The sequence below is a fragment of the Streptomyces sp. NPDC048473 genome (assembly GCF_043200155.1).
Taxonomy (GTDB): Bacteria; Actinomycetota; Actinomycetes; order Streptomycetales; family Streptomycetaceae; genus Streptomyces.
On sequence record NZ_JBICXE010000012.1, the window covers coordinates 27,116 to 44,024 of the forward strand.

Consider the following 16,909-nt stretch of genomic DNA (forward strand, 5'->3'; position numbering starts at 1 on the left):
ACGTCACGCCTGAGGCGTCATGGCGGGCACCGTCAGACGGCCGTCGTCCATCGTCACGGTGCGGTCCACCCGGTCCAGATGGGCCCGGTCGTGCGTGACCATCACTGTCGCCGTCGACCGCTCCTTCGTCAGCGTGACCAGCAGGTCGAGCACCGCCGCACCCCGTTCGTGGTCGAGCGCGCTGGTCGGTTCGTCGACGAGCAGCACCGCCGGATCGTTCATCAGGGCCCGCGCGATGTTGATCCGCTGACGCTGTCCGCCCGACAGCTGATGGGGCCTGCGGCCGGCCTTGTCCGCGAGGCCGACCGCCTCCAGCAGTTCCAGCGCCCGGCCGCGGGCTCCGCGTACGGCGCCGCCCGACAGATGGGTCATCACCTGGAGCTGTTCGGCCGCGGTGAGGGACGGCAGCAGATTGGGCTGCTGGAAGACGATGCCGATGCGTTCGCGGCGCAGCGCGGCCTTTTCGGCACGGCCGAGGCCCGCGGTGTCCGTACCGGCGACGACGACCCGCCCCTCGTCCGGGGTGACCAGGGTCGCGGCCACCGCCAGCAGGCTGGACTTGCCGGAGCCGGACGGTCCGACGACCGCGGTGAGCGAACCCGCGGGCACATCCAGCGAGACCCGCTCCAGGGCGGTGAGCCGGCCGTCGCCGTCGGGGTAGGTGAGGGTGACATCGGCAAGGGTGAGGGTCATCGGGCACTCCCGAGTGCGGTGAGCGGGTCGACGGCGGTGATCCGCCGGATGGACAGGGCCGCCCCGGCGGCACCGAGGGTGATCATGACTGCCGCCGGGACCAGGACGGTCGCCGCGTCGAGGACGAACGGCACGGCCCCGCCGCTGACCACCGCGCCGATGCCGGAGGCGAGCGCGGTGCCCACCCCCGTACCGATGGCGAGCATCACGACGGCCTGCCCGAGCGCGTCGCGCAGCAGATACGGGGTGGAGGCGCCGAGCGCCTTGAGGACGGCGACATCGCCGCTGCGCTGGATCGTCCAGACGGTGAAGAAGGCGCCGATGACCAGGGCGGAGATGGCGAAGAGGAAGCCGCGCATCAGCTGGAGCGAGCCGTTCTCGGCCTGGTAGGAACCGATGGCGGTGAGGGAGTCCCCGAGGGAGAGCGTGCTGGTGCCCGCCGCTCTGTCACCCGCGGAGAGGTCCGCGCCGTCGGTGGTGGTCAGCGCGATCACCGTGGCGTGCTGCGCCCCGCCGGAGCCATCGGCCCCCAAGCGCTGCCAGTCGTCGAGCGAGGTCCACACGACCGGCGTATGACTGTACGAGGCATCTGTCGCGACCGCCGCCACGGTCACCTCACTACCGCCGAGCCGCAGCCGCTCCCCGGCCCCGGCCCCCAGGTCGTCGGCGGCCTGCTCGGACAGCACCACCTTCCCGGTGCCGACGCGCGCACCGCCGACGGGCGCCAGGCCCCCGTCCGGCTCGACACCGAAGGCCGAGACGGCGGCCGTGCGCTCCCCCTCGACGGCTGCGGCGTTGAGGGTACGGATACCGAGCGGCTCCGCGTCACTCACACCGGGCTGCTCGGCCCAGCTCCGCCAGGCGCTCTCCTCGACGGTCGAATTCGTGAAGGACACCGACTGGCCGTCGGGCGGGGCGGCGAACGCGAGGTGGTCTGCGTTCAGCCCCGTGACGGCCGAGGTGTTCTCCCGGGCCAGGCCGGCCGTCAGACCGGACAGCAGACCCACGAGCAGCGTGATCAGCACCACGACCGTGCCCATGAGCGCGAACCGCCCCTTGGCGAACCTGAGATCTCTCCATGCGACGAACATGCTTCCAGCCTCGCCACGCGGGCCCCCGCAGACATCGCTCGGCGGTAGGGCCTGACATCAACCTTTCGATTGACCGGCCGCGGACACCGTCCGTCTACGCTGGACGAATCATGGATTCCCGTGCTCATCCCCCGGTCGCCGCCGCGCTGCGGCTGTGTCTGCACGCCTTGCTGGTGGGGCTGCTCGCGCTCGCGGCGGTACGGGCCTTCGGTGACGGGGCACCGCACGCCACCGCCGTCGTCGTGGTCACCTGTGTGATGGCCGCCGTGTACGCGGCGGGCGCGCTCGCCCCCGCCGTACAGCCGCGTGGCCGCGCGGCCGCCGTGTGGCTGGCGCTGCTGGGCGGCGTCTGGCTGCTGCTGCTCGTCCTGTCGCCCGACGCCCTGTGGGTGGCGTTCCCGCTCTACTTCCTGCAGCTGCATCTGCTGCCGACGCGCTGGGCCCTGCCGACCGTCGCGGCCACCGCTGCCGCCGCCATCGCGAGCTTCGTGCTGCACGGCCAGGCCGTCACGCCCGGCGCCTTCATCGGTCCGCTGCTCGGCGCGGCGGTCGCGGTCGCGACGGTCCTCGGGTACGACGCGCTGTTCCGGGAGAGCGAACGGCGCCGCGAGCTCATCGAGGAGCTGATGGCGACCCGGGCGGAGCTGGCCGAGGCGGAACGTACGGCGGGCACGCTCGCCGAACGTGAGCGGCTGGCCCGCGAGATCCACGACACCCTGGCGCAGGGCCTGTCCAGCATCCAGCTGCTGCTGCGCGCCGCCGAACGCACCCTGTCCGCCGACGCTCCCGCCACCGCCCACGTCCGCCGGGCCCGCGAGGCCGCGCAGGACAATCTCGCCGAGGCCCGCCGCTTCGTACGCGCCCTGTCGCCGCCCGACCTGGAGAACGGTTCCCTGGCGGCCGCCCTGGAACGCCTTGCGTCCCGCACCACGGGCCCCGGCCTCACGGTGCAGTTCGCGGTCAGCGGCCCCCCGGTCGAGCTGCCGACCCCGTACGAGGTGGCGCTGCTGCGTACCGCTCAGTCGGCGCTGGCCAACACGGTGCAGCACGCCGGGGCGCGGCGCGCGGAGATCACTCTCAGCTTCATGGACACCTCGGTGTCGCTGGACGTCGTCGACGACGGCCGCGGTTTCGCCCCGGGGAGCGGGCCGGTCGCGGCGGACACCGGCACCGGCGGCTTCGGACTGCCCGCGATGCGTTCGCGGGCCGGTTCTCTGGGCGGCACGCTCAGTGTCGAGTCGGCGCCCGGCCAGGGCACCGCCGTCGCCCTCACCCTTCCGCTTCCCGTTCCGCTCCCCGACGGCTGGCCAGGACAGGACGCCGCATGACCACCCCCGTCAGGCTGCTGCTCGCCGACGACCACCCGGTGGTGCGGGCGGGGCTGCGGGCCGTGCTCGACGCCGAACCCGGCTTCTGCGTGGTCGCCGAGGCGGCCACCGCCGAGCGGGCCGTCGCGCTCGCCGCGACCGGCGAGTTCGATGTCGTCCTCATGGACCTGCAGTTCGGCGCGGGCATGCACGGCTCCCGGGCCACGGCAGCCATCACGGCGAAGGCGGGCGCGCCCCGGGTCCTGATCCTCACCACGTACGACTCGGACGCCGACATCCTGGCCGCGGTCGAGGCGGGCGCCTCCGGCTATCTGCTGAAGGACGCCCCGCCGGAGGAACTGGCGGCGGCGGTGCGCACGGCTGCGGCCGGCCGGTCGGCACTGGCACCGGCGGTCGCCCACCGCCTGATGGACCGCATGCGGACTCCGGCACAGGCCCTGACCAAGCGCGAACTGGAAGTCCTGCAGCTGGTCGGCGAGGGCCTGTCGAACCTGCAGATCAGCAAGAAGCTCTTTCTCAGCCAGGCGACGGTGAAGTCCCATCTGGTGCACATCTACGCCAAGCTGGGCGTGGACTCCCGCACCTCGGCGGTCGCGGCCGCGACGGCCCGCCGGCTGATACGCCGCTGATTCCCGGCCGTCGCACGTCAGCGGCGCGGCGGCTCGCCGAAGAGATCGACGGCGACCCGTACGTCCCTGAGTGCGGAGGCCAGTGCGCTGACCGAGCCGATCGCCCCCGCGATCAGTAGCAGCGAACGGCGCAGGCGCGGAATCTCCGGTGCGCCGCTGACCGCCATCGCATCCAGCGCGGCCAGCTCGTCCTCAGCGATCCCCCGGTCCGGGAACTCCGCGGGATGCCCCGCCAGCTCACGGCGGAGCCGGGAGACGGCCGTACGCAGCTCCGTCACCCTCGGATCCTCACCACTGCTGGTCACCCGCGTCTGCCCCACGCTTCGCAACAAAGCACTCCCCCTCGCACATCCTTGTGCCAGTGTTTCGACCGGGTCCCAGACCGCGGTCAAGTGTCCCGGGATGCGCGCAAGTTAACGCCATGACAGGTGTCGAGCGCCACTCCACGGACAGAATTCAGCGTGTCCCGTAAGGGTGACACGCATGTTCGCGCCATGGACGGCGCCGCCCGGCCGTCACGCCCGTTCTCACCGCTCCCTGCTTGCGCAGGCAGGGCGAACATGAGGTATCCAGTCCGCATGACTCGGACAACACAGACCCCGGTGGTCGCCGGGATGCTGCTCGCCGCGGGCGGCGGACGGCGACTCGGCGGGCAACCCAAGGCACTGCTCGAACACCGCGGCCGGCCGCTGGTGGAGCACGCGGTAGGCGTACTGCGGGAGGGCGGCTGCGACCGCGTCCACGTGGTTCTGGGCGCCGCTGCGGAAGAGGTACGAGCACGTGCCGACCTCGCCGGCTGCACGGTGACCGTCAACCCCGAGTGGACCGAGGGCATGGGCTCGTCGCTGCGGGCGGGGCTCGGGGCACTGACCGGTACGGGGGCGGACGCGGCGCTCGTCCTCCTGGTCGACCAGCCGGGCATCGGCGCGGACGCGGTGGCGCGGGTGCGATCGGCGTACCGCTCCCGGACGAGTCTCGTGGCGGCCTCGTACGACGGGGAGCGCGGTCATCCGGTGCTGTTCGGGGCCGACCGGTGGGCGGACATCGCGGCGGGGGCGGTGGGCGACCAAGGCGCTCGGGCGTATCTGCGGGCGCACCGCGATGCGATCACGCTCGTCGAGTGTTCCGATGTGGCTCAGGCGTACGACATCGACACGGTGGAGGACCTGAAGCACCTTGAGTGAACGGGCCGGCACTCGGCGCCAGCACCGTCCCACTTCTGTCGACCCGGAGAATCTCGACATCAACAAACCATTGAACTTCCACCATGAGGAAACTATTATCCACTGGTCAGAAGCCCTCTGCACCCCAGACGGCGCCCATGGCCGTATCTCGGAGCCCTGGCACGCCGTGCCGTTTCAGGCGACCCGGCGGCCGTGAGAAGCCGCCCGCACCGCCCGCTGAAGGAGTGACAGCTCATGTCCGCACCAGCGCCGTCCCCGCTGGCCATCGTCGATGCCGAGCCCCTGCCCCGGCAGGATGAGGTCCTTAACGAAGCGGCCCTCGCGTTCGTGGCCGAGCTGCACCGGCAGTTCACGCCGCGCCGTGACGAGCTGCTCGCCCGCCGGGGCGAGCGCCGCGCCGAGATCGCCCGTACCTCCACGCTGGACTTCCTGCCCGAGACGGCAGCGATCCGCGCGGACGACTCCTGGAAGGTCGCGCCGGCCCCGGCCGCGCTGAACGACCGCCGGGTGGAGATCACCGGTCCGACCGACCGCAAGATGACCATCAACGCCCTGAACTCGGGCGCCAAGGTCTGGCTCGCCGACTTCGAGGACGCGTCCGCCCCCACATGGGAGAACGTCATCCTCGGCCAGCTCAATCTGATCGACGCCTACACCCGCACCATCGATTTCACAGACCCCAGGTCCGGAAAGTCGTACGCCCTGAAGCCCGCCGACGAGCTCGCGACGGTCGTCACCCGCCCCCGGGGCTGGCACCTGAACGAGCGTCACCTCCAGCTCGACGGCGCCCCGGTGCCGGGCGCGCTGGTCGACTTCGGCCTCTACTTCTTCCACAACGCCCAGCGCCTCATCGACCTCGGCAAGGGCCCGTACTTCTACCTCCCGAAGACGGAGTCGCACCTGGAGGCCCGCCTCTGGAACGACATCTTCGTCTTCGCCCAGGACTACGTCGGCATCCCCCGGGGCACGGTCCGCGCGACCGTTCTCATCGAGACGATCACCGCCGCGTACGAGATGGAGGAGATCCTGTACGAGCTCCGCGACCACGCCTCCGGGCTGAACGCCGGCCGTTGGGACTACCTCTTCTCCATCGTCAAGAACTTCCGTGACGGCGGCGCCAAGTTCGTCCTCCCGGACCGCAACGCGGTGACGATGACCGCCCCGTTCATGCGCGCGTACACCGAACTCCTCGTCCGCACCTGCCACAAGCGCGGCGCGCACGCCATCGGCGGCATGGCGGCCTTCATTCCGTCCCGCCGCGATGCCGAGGTCAACAAGGTCGCCTTCGAGAAGGTCAAGGCCGACAAGGACCGCGAGGCGCACGACGGCTTCGACGGCTCCTGGGTCGCCCACCCGGACCTGGTCCCGATCGCCATGGCCTCCTTCGACGCGGTCCTCGGCGAGAAGCCGAACCAGAAGGAACGCCTGCGCGAGGACGTCTCGGTGGCCGCGGGCGACCTGATCGCCATCGACACCCTGGACGCCAGGCCCACGTACGACGGCCTGCGCAACGCCGTCGCGGTCGGCATCCGCTACATCGAGGCCTGGCTGCGCGGCATGGGCGCCGTCGCCATCTTCAACCTCATGGAGGACGCGGCCACCGCGGAGATCTCGCGCTCGCAGATCTGGCAGTGGATCAACGCGGACGTGGTCTTCGAGAACGGCGAACACGCCACCGCGGACCTGGCCCGCAAGGTCGCGGCGGAGGAACTCACCGCGATCCGCGCCGAGATCGGCGACGAGGCATTCGCATCCGGCAAGTGGCAGCAGGCCCACGACCTCCTGCTCCAGGTGTCCCTGAACCAGGACTACGCGGACTTCCTGACGCTGCCGGCGTACGAGCAGCTGGTCTGACGCCGCTTGCGTACATGACTGCCCCCGGTGCCGACGGCACCGGGGGCAGTGCCATATCGCGATGAACTCGAAGTCAGAAAGGCGTCAGGAAGGTGGCAGGGTGACAAATCTGACCGGCTCTTCCAGGACGGCCCGTGCACCCTCAAGGTCGGCAAACCTCGTCGCCAGAGTCGCCTGCGCGAGGCGAGGCGGAAGCGCCTCACCGAATTTCAGCCCCTTTACGGCCCGCTGGTCGACGTCGGGCAAGCAAAGCTGGTCCGACACATCGGCTACAGCCTGCTTCCAGTACTGCCGGTCCACATCCTCCCGTAGCCGAATCCAGCAGTCGTTCACCCGCTGGGCGGGTGCAGCAACGGTGCCGAGCGTCGCCGCGAGCGTGGCGTTGGCTCGGTGACCGGCCCAGGTCCACCAGCGGACCTGCCCGCCGGAAGTGCGAGTGATGAGTGTGCCGCCCGGGTGCACAACATCCATGAAGTGGTCCCGCGCCTCAGCGAGCGCCGTGACCGCCCGCTTCGAAAGAGCTACGTCCGGGTCGGCCCCCAGCAGGACCTCACGCATGGCTCGCATAAGTTCGAAAGCAGTGGCACGTTCGAAGCCGAGACCGCTCCACTTGGCTTTCCCTCCGCTCTCGGTCGGCTCGACGAAGCAGCGTTTGCGATGCCAGTCGATGTACGTCACGAGCCAGCTCCGACCGGCGAGGAGCAGCTTGCGCGGCCCTTCGATCTCCTCGGTGAGCAGATCGGGATCGGTTCTGCCGATCTCACTGCGCCCCTGCAGCACGGTGAACTGGGGCGGCGCGGTAAACACGGCGGTAAGATTCATGAAGTGCCGGTGACCGAAACGTCGTTCGGCCTCAGGGCCGATGAAGAGCATGCCGCCGTCCTGGTCCAGGTATCCCTCTTCCACGAGATGGCGCACGATCGGCTCGGCCGGCTGCCCAAAGGGACCGAAGCCGTTCCACCACTCCTGCCACAGCTTGTCGCCCACTTGGTGTTCCTGGAGACACAGAGCAAGGAGCTGTTGAGCCACGATGTGGCGGGGCTCCGGGGGTGCGACGACAGGCTCGACCCAACCCTGTTTCCACTGGAGCAACAGAGCCGCTGCGGCGAGAAGTCCGTCCTCGGTGAGTGCAAGAAAGAGACAGTTGCGCCTGGTCCCCGCCCGGCGTCCGGTGCGTCCGAGACGCTGCAGGAAGGATGCCACCGTCATGGGGGCATCGAGCTGAATCACTCGGTCCAGGTCGCCCACGTCGATGCCGAGTTCCAGCGTGCTGGTCGAAACGATGACGCAGTCGCGCGCCTCGGCAAATGCCTGCTCCGCACGGCGTCGCTCGTCAACCGACAGAGAGGCGTGCGAAAGAAACGTGGTCACGCCTCTCAGGCGGAGCTTTTCGCCCAGCTCTTCGACCAGGCGGCGCGATTCGCAGAACACGAGGCGCTTCTCACCCCGATGGAGTGCCGCGATCACAGTCGCCGCGTTCTCGACCGAACCGACGTAATCAAGTTCGATGTCGCCCGGCACCGAATGCGCACCCTGCTGCCGCGGCTCGTCGAGATGCGGTGCGACCACACGAGCCGAGCGGCGGCCCGCAGCCGACCCCTGGAGCCAGTGGAGCAGCTCGGTGGGATTGCCCACTGTCGCGGAGAGCCCGATGCGTTGCACGGGTCGGCCCACTGTCTTCTGAAGCCTCTCCAGCACTGCCAGTAGGTGCCACCCGCGGTCGTCACCGGCGAACGCATGGACTTCGTCCACGACGATCGTCTGCAGACCCGAGAAGAATGCTCTGTGGTCGACGTTGGCGCTGACCAGCATCGCCTCGAGAGATTCCGGTGTGGTGAGCAGCACGTCCGGCCGGTCGGTCAGGATCCTCTTCCGCCGCCCGGCGGTCACGTCCCCGTGCCAGAGAGCCGCAGTACGCCCGAGCCAGCCGGTATACGTCTCGAGCCGTGGTAGCAAATTGTTGAGCAGGGCCTTGAGGGGACACACGTACAACACCGACGTCCCCGACCAGCGTTCCGCCGTCATTCTCGACAGCAAAGGAAAACTGGCCGCCTCGGTCTTTCCCCCCGCTGTGGGAGCCAGCAGAATGGTGTCCTCCCCGGCCATGACAGGCCCGATCGACTCCTCCTGCAGGGGGCGCAGCCCGCGCCACCCGAGGGAGTTGACGATGTGGTGCACCAGGACCGGATCCAGATCATCGAGGGGGCTCACGGCAGTTCCAGTTCGATGTCGCCCGCACTCGACGCCGCCGCGTTGCGCTCCACTTCGTTCAGCTCGGCGCTGGACACGGTGAGCGCATAGTGCTGCCGAGGATCGAACTCGTCGAACTCGTCGACCCGGTCGAGCACATCGGCGACGATTTTGCGCAGGAAGAGCCGCGGTGCCACGCCGACCCTCCCGCCGAGGCCGCCCGTCACCGCGGCGGCCAGTTCACCGATGTACGCGTCATCGACCCGCGCCGCGATCCGCTCGGGGTTCCGGGCCGCTCCCACGTACAAGTCGCGTACGTTCCGCCCCAGTTCCCCGAGCCGGGGCAGATCGAATCCGGCCAGCCGCAGTTGCACGGCGCGCGGTGAGTCGAATCGCGGGTCGGTCGTGAAGTCGGTGGCGAGTCTCTGGGCAAGCGGGGGGAGCCGTTGCACGCCCTGCTGTCCGTCGTAGAAGGCGGGCGTCCCCGTAATCACCAGGAAGAGGCCAGGAAAGCGGCCTGTGTCGATTTCGTCGAGCAGTTGTCGCAAGGCGTTGAGGCCCTTCTCGCGCACGTCTCCGCGTACGCGCTGGAGGGTCTCGATCTCGTCGAGCACCACCAGCAGCCCCGGGTGGCCGCAGTCCCGCAGCACGGTCAGGAGCCCTTGGAGAAAGCCCAGTGCGCCAAAGTGGTCGAGATCGCCGCGCACACCGGCTGCACGCCGCGCGGAGGATGCGACCGACTTCTGACCGCCCAGCCACGCGATGAGCGCCTCGGCCGTAGCGGCGTCCCCGGCAGCCCTCGCTTCGCGGTAACCGCGAAGGGCTGCGGCGAACGCGGGAGTGGTGCGTGCGACCTCGGCGAGGCGCTGCTCCATGAGTGCGTCGACGGCAGTCCCGAGGGCCTTCTCGTCGTCGTCCTCCACTTCACCCGCGTCGAGGATTTCCTCCTCGAGGGTGTAGAACCACGAGTCGATCACGGCCCGTAGGGCACTGGGCTGGTGGGTGGCGGTGGTGAGTCGCTCGGTGAGTCGGCGGTAGACGGTTTCCAGCCGGTGCAGCGGTGTCTCCGTCTCGGAGATCTGCACTTCGGTGGTGGCAAGGCCTGCACGCTTGGCCCGCTCGGCCAGCCACCTGGCGAAGAAGGTCTTGCCGGAGCCGTACTCACCACGGATGGCGTGAAAAGCGGATCCACCCCGTGCGACGGTCGCGATGTCGTCGTTCAGCGCCCCGCTGAAATGGTCGAGGCCGACTGCGAAGAGATCGAGCCCGGACTGAGGAACGGTTCCGCGGCGCAGGGCGTCGACCACTTCGCGGCGGCGTGCCGCGCTGACCTCAGTTGCACCGGTCACGGCTGCTCCGTTCCGAACTGCTCCTGGAGGAGCAGGATGTTGAGTTCCACGGTCCGCCCCGCGTCCACCAGGTTGATCACGCCGTATCCCTCGATGTTCAGGAGCCGCTGCACGACGGTGACGAAGACTTCCGCGTTCCGCTGCGACCGACCGGTGGCCTCGGCTGCCGCTGCAGCCACGGCGTCCGGGGTGAGCTTGCCACCGGCGTCGGCCAGCGCATCGATGACGGCGACGACAGCCTTGCCGTCCGGCGGGCGGCGTACGAATTTGCGCTGCGTCTTGTAGCGCTGCGAGCCGACGACCTTTCCGCCTAGCGTCAGCGTCGCCGTTGTCACCTCGTCAGCGGCGAACAGCGCCTCGCCGGCCTGGGTTTCCGCGCGGCGCCGAGGCTTACGTGCCGTCGACTGCTCGGTCTCCGCAGGTGCTGTTGCAGCGTCGTTGCCGGCCCGCCACCAGGCGGGCACGGTCTGCTCGTTCGGCAGCACCACCCAGCCGGACGGCAGCAGTTCCTGCGACGGTACGAGCATGATCACGGGCACGGTTACCTCGGCAAGCGCGGCACCGCCGTGGTAGCCGGCTTTGCGTGGCGTGTATCGGATGTCCTCGCGCCACGGCGCGACAATGGTGCCGCCGCCTTCCCTCACCCGCGGGCCGCTGAGCTCGACTTCGCCTTCGCCCGCCTCGCCGGTACGCCAGCGGGCGCTCTGTGCCCCGGGCGCTTTCAGGGGCCTCTGCCCTTGCAGCGAACGATCGAGCACATGCCCGTGGTCGGATACGAGCATGACGGGACGGCCATATCCGCGTGCCGCGTTGAGCAGATCCAGCAGGTGGCTGATGTCCCTCAGCCGCCAGCTGGTTCGCTCGCCTTCCTGCCCGTGGTCGAGGGCATCGTCGATGGTGTTGAGAACGACGGCAACGATGGCGTCCCCGGCGAGCGCATCCAGCAGTTCGGGGGCGAGTCGATGTCCCTCGGCGCCGCCGATCTGCCCCTTGTGGAAGAGCCTGCCGACGCGCCGATGCCGCTTCCAGAACGCCTCGAACCCACTGATCTCCGCGGCCTGTTTGCCGTTGGTCGGTTCCCCCGAGAGCAGGGATGCGCGGCTGATGGTGGTGACGGAGGGCAGCATGGAAACGGCGGCATGGCGTCGCGGAGGAACGGCAGCCTGCGGCGCAGGAACGATCTCGGTCCATACCCGGCGGTCGATCTCGTCGCCCAGTTGGGCCGCTATCGCGGCGCTCATACCGTCCAGCACGAGTACCAGCGGGCTCGTTCCGGATGCCAGCGGCACCGCCAGCGTCTTGAGTACGTCCTCGATCAGGAGGGCTCCCCCCGGCGCCTGGGACGACGCGGTGCGTGTCCAGCCGGCAAGACGTGCGGCGAACTGCTCGTCGAGAGCACTGCGCCGTGCTCGTGCATTGCCGATGAGCAGGTGGTACGCCTGCCCCACGACCGGATCACCCATGGGGTCCCCGGCCGCCAGGACACGCAGCGCCCGGTCGGTCCACCCCCACTGGGCGAACTGTTCACCGACGGCCTGGCCGACGGACTCGGCGGTCGGGGTCGGCCCATCGAGCCACCGCACCACCCTCACTGCCATCCGCGCCGCCTCGCAGCTCGCCGGGTGCAGGCGTGCCAGCTGGTGTGCCAGTACCTGGTCCAGAGCAGCCTCGGCCGTCTTGGAGGAATCCGGGAGAGCGGCGGCCAGATCCCGCAGCCGCGCCCTGAAGCCCGACGGCAATAGCGGGTCGACGCGCAGCGCCTGCCCCAGCCCTGCTTCGGAGGCGAGTTCGTCGGCCCGGTCGAGCACGGCGTACACGCGCTGGCGCGCCTCGGCGCCTGCAGGAGTACTGACCTCGGCCTCGGCGATCCAGCGCGCGAGGGTACCGATCACCGAGGCGGTGAACTTCGGCAGGTCCTCCACCGAGCGCAGGGTGGAGCCGAAAAGGCCCCCGAGCGCGAAGCTTGTCCCGGCAGGGGCCTCTGGTGCGCTCAGTACAGACCCCAGCACGCCGAGCGCCATCGCATCCTGCCCCCGGCCATCGGCGACCAGGGAGAGCAGGGTGGGTGCGGCTGCTCCGACGGTGTCGGTAAGCCAAGCGGTCAGGCCGCTGCGTTCCGCCCCCGGCAGCTCCTGGAACCGGGCAGGACCGGCTGTCGTCCGGGACCAGGCGAGCAGGGCATTCGTGTCCAGTTCGAGGCGGTGGCCCGTGGAACCACGTCCGAGGCCCAGCCGCTCGCCGATCAGCGCCCGTACTGCGGCGTCCCGGGTGAGAACCGAGCCGCTGCGCGGCCAGCCGTCCACCGGTTCGGCTTCCAGCAGCGCCGTGAGCAGCCACGTCTCCCTGATCATCCGGGGATCGAGGTCGGTAGCACCGAACAACTGCTTGACGATCTCGGCCCGGTCGACGCTGAGGCTGCGACGTCCCACCGCGTGTGCGCGTACATCCCAGCCCAGAACAGTTGCCGAAACATCGCTGGTGACGACGAGCAGCCGATCGGCTTCCGAGCCGTCCAGGAGCTCCTGCCACGCGGCGACGATCCCGAGAACGGAGTCCTGGTCGGTGACCCTCACCGGCCGTTGCCTACCGTCGATGCGGGCAGTGAACTCCGTCGGAGCCGTGCTGTCGTACCGCGCGTTGACGAGCAGAAGTCTGCACTCCGCGGCACGGCGTAGCTCGGTCTCCAGAAGGGCTTCGACGATCCGCCGGTCGATGAGCGGCCGCAGAGCCATCAGGACTGCGTCTCGTCTTCGGTGGAACTGGTGGTGCCGTCCTCGGCAGGGACCACTTGCCACGTGATCTCCACAGCCATGCCGGGGTGCGCGGCCGAGTAGGCCAGGATCTCGTCCCAGAGATTGTCGATGGCCTTGTTCAGCGAGTTCTCGACGTGGCTGGGCTGAAGCCTGACCGTACGGGAGAGGCCCGTGCTCGGCTGACCGGGGGCCGTTGACGTGGCGGGGTCGCTGGAAGGGACGGACGGCCTGCCGTGCTGGGTGAGGGATACGTCGTCGGCGGCGGGCGGTTCGGGAACCGCCACCGGCTGCGGTGTGACGGGCGTCTCCACCTGTGTCAGCCGGGCCGCGTCCTGGACCAGGACCACGGCCTTGGCCCGGATGGACCCGAGTACGGGGATCAGCGAACGCTCGAATTCGCTGGTCGCAGCGGTCTCGGCAATCTCCGCGATCAGCCGTTCGGCCCGTTCCCCCACACTGTCCTGCCGCCCCGCAAACCCCCGCACACCGTCCAGCAACGCCCAGTCCGCGTCGTCGAGCGCCTGGAGGACATCGCCTGCCGAGGTGATTGCGGTAGCGAGGACAGTGTCACCGGTGTCGTGGGAGGCACCTGCCAGCTCCCGTACGAGCGCGGTCGCGTCCCGGTGGCGCCCGAGACGGGCCAGGAGGTCCGCCGCGTCCTTCCCGGAGGACAGCCGTTCACTGGTCTCCCGGTCCATACCGAGCGCCTCCGCGTGCCTGCTCAGCGAGGTGCGCAAGGCGTTGACCGACTGCTCGAACTCCGCGACCTTCTCACTGACGCCGGTGAAGAGCTTGTTCACATTCCGGGCGAATAGTGTCGGCTGGACGGGCACGCCGAAGAGCTTTGCCGCCCGTACCCTCGCGGTCGCGTATTCCTCGTCGGTCGGCAACTGCTGTGCTCGCAGCCCGTAGCCGGCGCCGATGCGCTCCAGCTCGGGCGGCTGGGGCAGCGGGCTGCCGTGGTAGGTCCAGGCACGGTCGTCGAGCAGTGCGTAGGTCGCGATGATCAGGCTGCTGGTGTTCTTGTCGAGGCCGGTCCAGCCGAGATCCTCAGCGATCCAGGTGCGGACCTCCTCGGCCGTCAGGTCCTCGGCTCCGGGGCGGTACTGGTGGGCGGCCTGGTTGATACGCGCACGCCAGTCGTTGCGCAGAACCAGCGGGCCATCATGAACCTGGCCGAGTTCCAGCGGTTCAACGATTCTCTTGACGATCTTGAGATGGTGGCTGTCGACCTCGATACGGCGGCCGCCGTCGTCCATGGCACGGGTGATCCAGGTCAGAGCGGTCTTCAGCTCTCCGAGACTGACAGCCTTGCGGTCTCCGGTCCTGCTGAAGTCCGGGTGCTTGGGGTAGAGAGCGCGAAAGACACCATCGGCGAGGTGCTGCAGATTGTCCTGGAACGACTTGCCGCCCTGCAGCTGCGGCCTCGCGTACTCGGGCAGCAGCGACAGGATGTGCTTTCCCTCGCTCACCTCCGCGGAGACGCTGTTCTCGTCCACCTTCGCGATGCCGTACAGCTGAGCGAGCGTCGCGGCGAGCTGTGAGGTGAGGGTGTCGCGCTGGGCTGCGAGCTGGTGGCGCACGCGTACCCGGTCGTCGGAGTGGAGGTGCCCTGCATAGTCGTCGAGCCGGTCCCGCTCCAACAAATAGTTGATCTTGATCAACCGCCCGAGCTGGGCACTCTTCTGCTCGGAGAAGAACGAGGGCAGCCAGACCAGCGTCGGAGCCATGAGCCCTTCGGACCGGAGCGCCTCGACGCGCTGTGCATCGTCATTCGGGTAGTGCTGACCGTCATCGAAGGGATAGTCCAGAATGAACCGGACCCGCCCGTCCACGCCTGGGCAGAACTGGTCGGCGGACAACTGCGCGGTGTCACGGACGTTTTCGAAGACGAACTCGGCGGTGCGCTTCGTTCCCTGCCACACGATGTCGTGCTCACACACGAAGGCTCCGGAGTCCTTGAGTCCGAGCGCCTTCCACAACTGGTCCTTGACCCAGATCCGCCGGGCTCCGGTCCTGTCCTCGTCGGCGACCATGTCGAGCAGCGGCTCGATGTCCAGGTCGGACAGGTGAAGCGTGAAGACGGGGTCCTGGTCGCCATCGGCGCGAATTTCGCCGAACTCGGCCTGCAGCTCACGCAGTCGGGTCACCACGAGCGACCCGGGAGCGACGGTACGGGAGCGGATCGAGCCGTGGTTCAACGCGGCGATCCGCCCGCCGGTGAGCCTCTTGAGCGCCGGGACATCGGGGGCGAGCGCGGCAAGAAGCAGAGTCTTGACGAACCGGTCGTCGGCGATGAACTTTTCGCTCTGCTCGGAGCCGTACTTCTCCAGGAGGTGCGCCCGGACCTTGGCGTGGAAGGTGTGCGCGGCCTCGGCCTCGCTCTTGAGGCGGTCGGTGAAGGCTTCCCCGGTACCGTCCGAGAGCACGTCCCACAGATCACCGAGCGGGATCAGTTCGCCCAGCTTGATGTCCGCGCGCCGCCTCCGAAGCATCTCCTGCAACAGTTTGAGACCAGTGCGTTCGCGCTGCAGGGCGCCGGAGAGCGCCACAAGAACATTGAGTAATGCGGGCGAAAGGGGATATACCGCCCGAAAGTCTGCCCAATCAGCATGTGTCGCACCATGAGCGTCGAGCAGAACATCCTTGACCTGCGAATTACTCGACTCGATGGTCGCGAAGGCATCATCGAGAGCAGCCCGGGCGAGCTGGTCCTTGGGCTTGAGAATGCGCTCCTTGATGATCTCCGGCAGATTGCGGTCCTCAAGACTGATCACGTCGAAGCGCCCGGCAAGGTACTCGACCTGCTGCTCCAGATTCTTCACGTCCGCGCCCACTACATCGGCGCCGACGAGCTGGGAGAGATCGCGCTGTCGGGAGATGAGCGAAACGATCGGTACCGGCCGCGCGCTGTCCCCCGACTCGATCAGCTTGACCAACTTGCTGACCTCGGAGTTCACCTTCTCGCGGTTCGACATGTGTGCCTGCAGCCAGAGGATCAGCTCATCGAGGAAGAGAATGATGCCGTCATAGCCGAGTGATTTGGCGTGCCGGCTGATCACGGCGAGACCGTTCTCCAGCGGCAGGAACGCGTGTGCATCGCCTCGGGCGCCCTCGGCGTACGAAGACATCGGCCCGGTCAGCAGTGCGGAGACCAGCCGATCCCGCAGCGGATCACCGGCGAGCGCGGAGAAGGCCCGGTGCAGTTCGGCCGGTGTCCACTGCGTGGTGGCCCCGTCGATCACATCCAGATCGTCCTCGACCACTTCGGACGTGCCACCGGTCACAGGCAGCAACTCTGCAAAGGCCGCATCACCGATCGCCGCGCGAAACCTCTCCGCGTCGGCGAGCATGGAATCCGCTCGGTAGACGGGCGGGACGGGCGCATCAGGGTGGAGCCGCCGCACCTCAGCGACGTACCCACCGAGCAGTGCCGAGTCCAGGTCGGTCGAGCCGACGAGGTGGTACGGCACCATCAGGAACCGCTTGCCCTTCAGCCAGTCGTCGTGTTCGGCAATGACTTCCTGGAGCCTCGGCTTGGCACGGGCAGCCGGCACGTTGTTCAGCACCGCGTGCAACACGGTCAGGAAGTGGCTCTTACCTGAACCGAATGAACCGTGGAGGTAGGCGGCATGTGAGTTGCCACCGCGAGCGGCGGCGCGCACGATACCGAGGGCCTTGCCGAAGGCAGCCTTGAGCTGGTCGGTGACCACATATTCGGCGACCCGGGCATCGGTCTCGGTGAAGCCACCGGTGAGCTCCACCTTGAAATCGCCGGCATGGACGTCTTCCTTGATGTCGATGACATCCCGCAGGAAGAGCTCATTCGTGGGCATCG

Annotated in this window: 11 protein-coding genes; 4 read left to right on the forward strand and 7 right to left on the reverse strand. The window is 68.8% G+C overall.

Going from position 1 to position 16,909, the window contains the following annotated elements; all coding sequences use genetic code 11:
* Positions 1-3: 3 nt before the first annotated feature.
* Positions 4-693, reverse strand: a complete 690-nt coding sequence (locus ACGFU7_RS20850) for an ABC transporter ATP-binding protein (RefSeq protein ID WP_393697483.1) — start codon at positions 691-693, stop codon at positions 4-6.
* On the reverse strand, positions 690-1,784 hold the full coding sequence (locus tag ACGFU7_RS20855) for an ABC transporter permease (protein WP_393697484.1): 1,095 nt from the start codon (positions 1,782-1,784) through the stop codon (positions 690-692). The genes ACGFU7_RS20850 and ACGFU7_RS20855 overlap by 4 nt, the downstream gene beginning before the upstream one ends.
* A 110-nt stretch (positions 1,785-1,894) precedes the next feature.
* Between ACGFU7_RS20855 and ACGFU7_RS20860 the strand changes: the two genes are divergently transcribed.
* Positions 1,895-3,112, forward strand: a complete 1,218-nt coding sequence (locus ACGFU7_RS20860) for a sensor histidine kinase (protein ID WP_393697485.1) — start codon at positions 1,895-1,897, stop codon at positions 3,110-3,112.
* Positions 3,109-3,741: a response regulator gene (locus ACGFU7_RS20865; protein ID WP_393697486.1), complete on the forward strand. Its 633-nt coding sequence runs from the start codon at positions 3,109-3,111 to the stop codon at positions 3,739-3,741. The genes ACGFU7_RS20860 and ACGFU7_RS20865 overlap by 4 nt, the downstream gene beginning before the upstream one ends.
* A 17-nt stretch (positions 3,742-3,758) precedes the next feature.
* Here the strand turns inward: ACGFU7_RS20865 and ACGFU7_RS20870 are convergent, their stop codons facing one another.
* Positions 3,759-4,061, reverse strand: coding sequence for a DUF5955 family protein (locus tag ACGFU7_RS20870; RefSeq protein WP_266356559.1), 303 nt, complete (start codon positions 4,059-4,061; stop codon positions 3,759-3,761).
* Positions 4,062-4,319: 258 nt separating this feature from the next.
* Here ACGFU7_RS20870 and ACGFU7_RS20875 point away from each other — a divergent pair, with 258 nt between their 5' ends.
* Positions 4,320-4,925 carry an NTP transferase domain-containing protein gene (locus ACGFU7_RS20875; RefSeq protein WP_393697487.1) on the forward strand — a complete coding sequence of 202 codons (606 nt, stop codon included), beginning with the start codon at positions 4,320-4,322 and terminating at the stop codon, positions 4,923-4,925.
* A 234-nt stretch (positions 4,926-5,159) separates the two neighbouring features.
* Complete coding sequence (aceB, locus tag ACGFU7_RS20880; protein WP_393697488.1) at positions 5,160-6,779, forward strand: malate synthase A; 1,620 nt, start codon at positions 5,160-5,162, stop codon at positions 6,777-6,779.
* An 84-nt stretch (positions 6,780-6,863) separates the two neighbouring features.
* Here aceB and ACGFU7_RS20885 read toward each other — a convergent pair whose 3' ends face one another.
* From ACGFU7_RS20885 to ACGFU7_RS20900, 4 genes are read right to left on the reverse strand one after another with little or no spacing between them, the layout of a single operon-like run.
* Positions 6,864-8,990, reverse strand: a complete 2,127-nt coding sequence (locus tag ACGFU7_RS20885) for a DEAD/DEAH box helicase (RefSeq protein ID WP_393697489.1) — start codon at positions 8,988-8,990, stop codon at positions 6,864-6,866.
* Positions 8,987-10,318 (reverse strand): BREX system ATP-binding protein BrxD, encoded by a 1,332-nt coding sequence (gene brxD, locus ACGFU7_RS20890; protein WP_393697490.1) that lies wholly within the window; start codon positions 10,316-10,318, stop codon positions 8,987-8,989. The genes ACGFU7_RS20885 and brxD overlap by 4 nt, the downstream gene beginning before the upstream one ends.
* Positions 10,315-13,050, reverse strand: a complete 2,736-nt coding sequence (gene pglZ, locus ACGFU7_RS20895; RefSeq protein WP_393697491.1) for a BREX-2 system phosphatase PglZ — start codon at positions 13,048-13,050, stop codon at positions 10,315-10,317. Before pglZ ends, brxD begins: the two co-directional genes overlap by 4 nt.
* Positions 13,050-16,907 carry a PglY protein gene (locus tag ACGFU7_RS20900; protein WP_393697492.1) on the reverse strand — a complete coding sequence of 1,286 codons (3,858 nt, stop codon included), beginning with the start codon at positions 16,905-16,907 and terminating at the stop codon, positions 13,050-13,052. Before ACGFU7_RS20900 ends, pglZ begins: the two co-directional genes overlap by 1 nt.
* Positions 16,908-16,909: the final 2 nt, after the last annotated feature.

Bases quoted from the DNA above. Each gene is read 5' to 3' on its own strand.
- ACGFU7_RS20850 (WP_393697483.1), bottom strand. From the start codon at position 693: ATGACCCTCACCCTTGCCGATGTCACCCTCACCTACCCCGACGGCGAC.
- ACGFU7_RS20855 (WP_393697484.1), bottom strand. From the start codon at position 1,784: ATGTTCGTCGCATGGAGAGATCTCAGGTTCGCCAAGGGGCGGTTCGCG.
- ACGFU7_RS20860 (WP_393697485.1), top strand. From the start codon at position 1,895: ATGGATTCCCGTGCTCATCCCCCGGTCGCCGCCGCGCTGCGGCTGTGT.
- ACGFU7_RS20865 (WP_393697486.1), top strand. From the start codon at position 3,109: ATGACCACCCCCGTCAGGCTGCTGCTCGCCGACGACCACCCGGTGGTG.
- ACGFU7_RS20875 (WP_393697487.1), top strand. From the start codon at position 4,320: ATGACTCGGACAACACAGACCCCGGTGGTCGCCGGGATGCTGCTCGCC.
- aceB (WP_393697488.1), top strand. From the start codon at position 5,160: ATGTCCGCACCAGCGCCGTCCCCGCTGGCCATCGTCGATGCCGAGCCC.
- pglZ (WP_393697491.1), bottom strand. From the start codon at position 13,050: ATGGCTCTGCGGCCGCTCATCGACCGGCGGATCGTCGAAGCCCTTCTG.
- ACGFU7_RS20900 (WP_393697492.1), bottom strand. From the start codon at position 16,907: ATGCCCACGAATGAGCTCTTCCTGCGGGATGTCATCGACATCAAGGAA.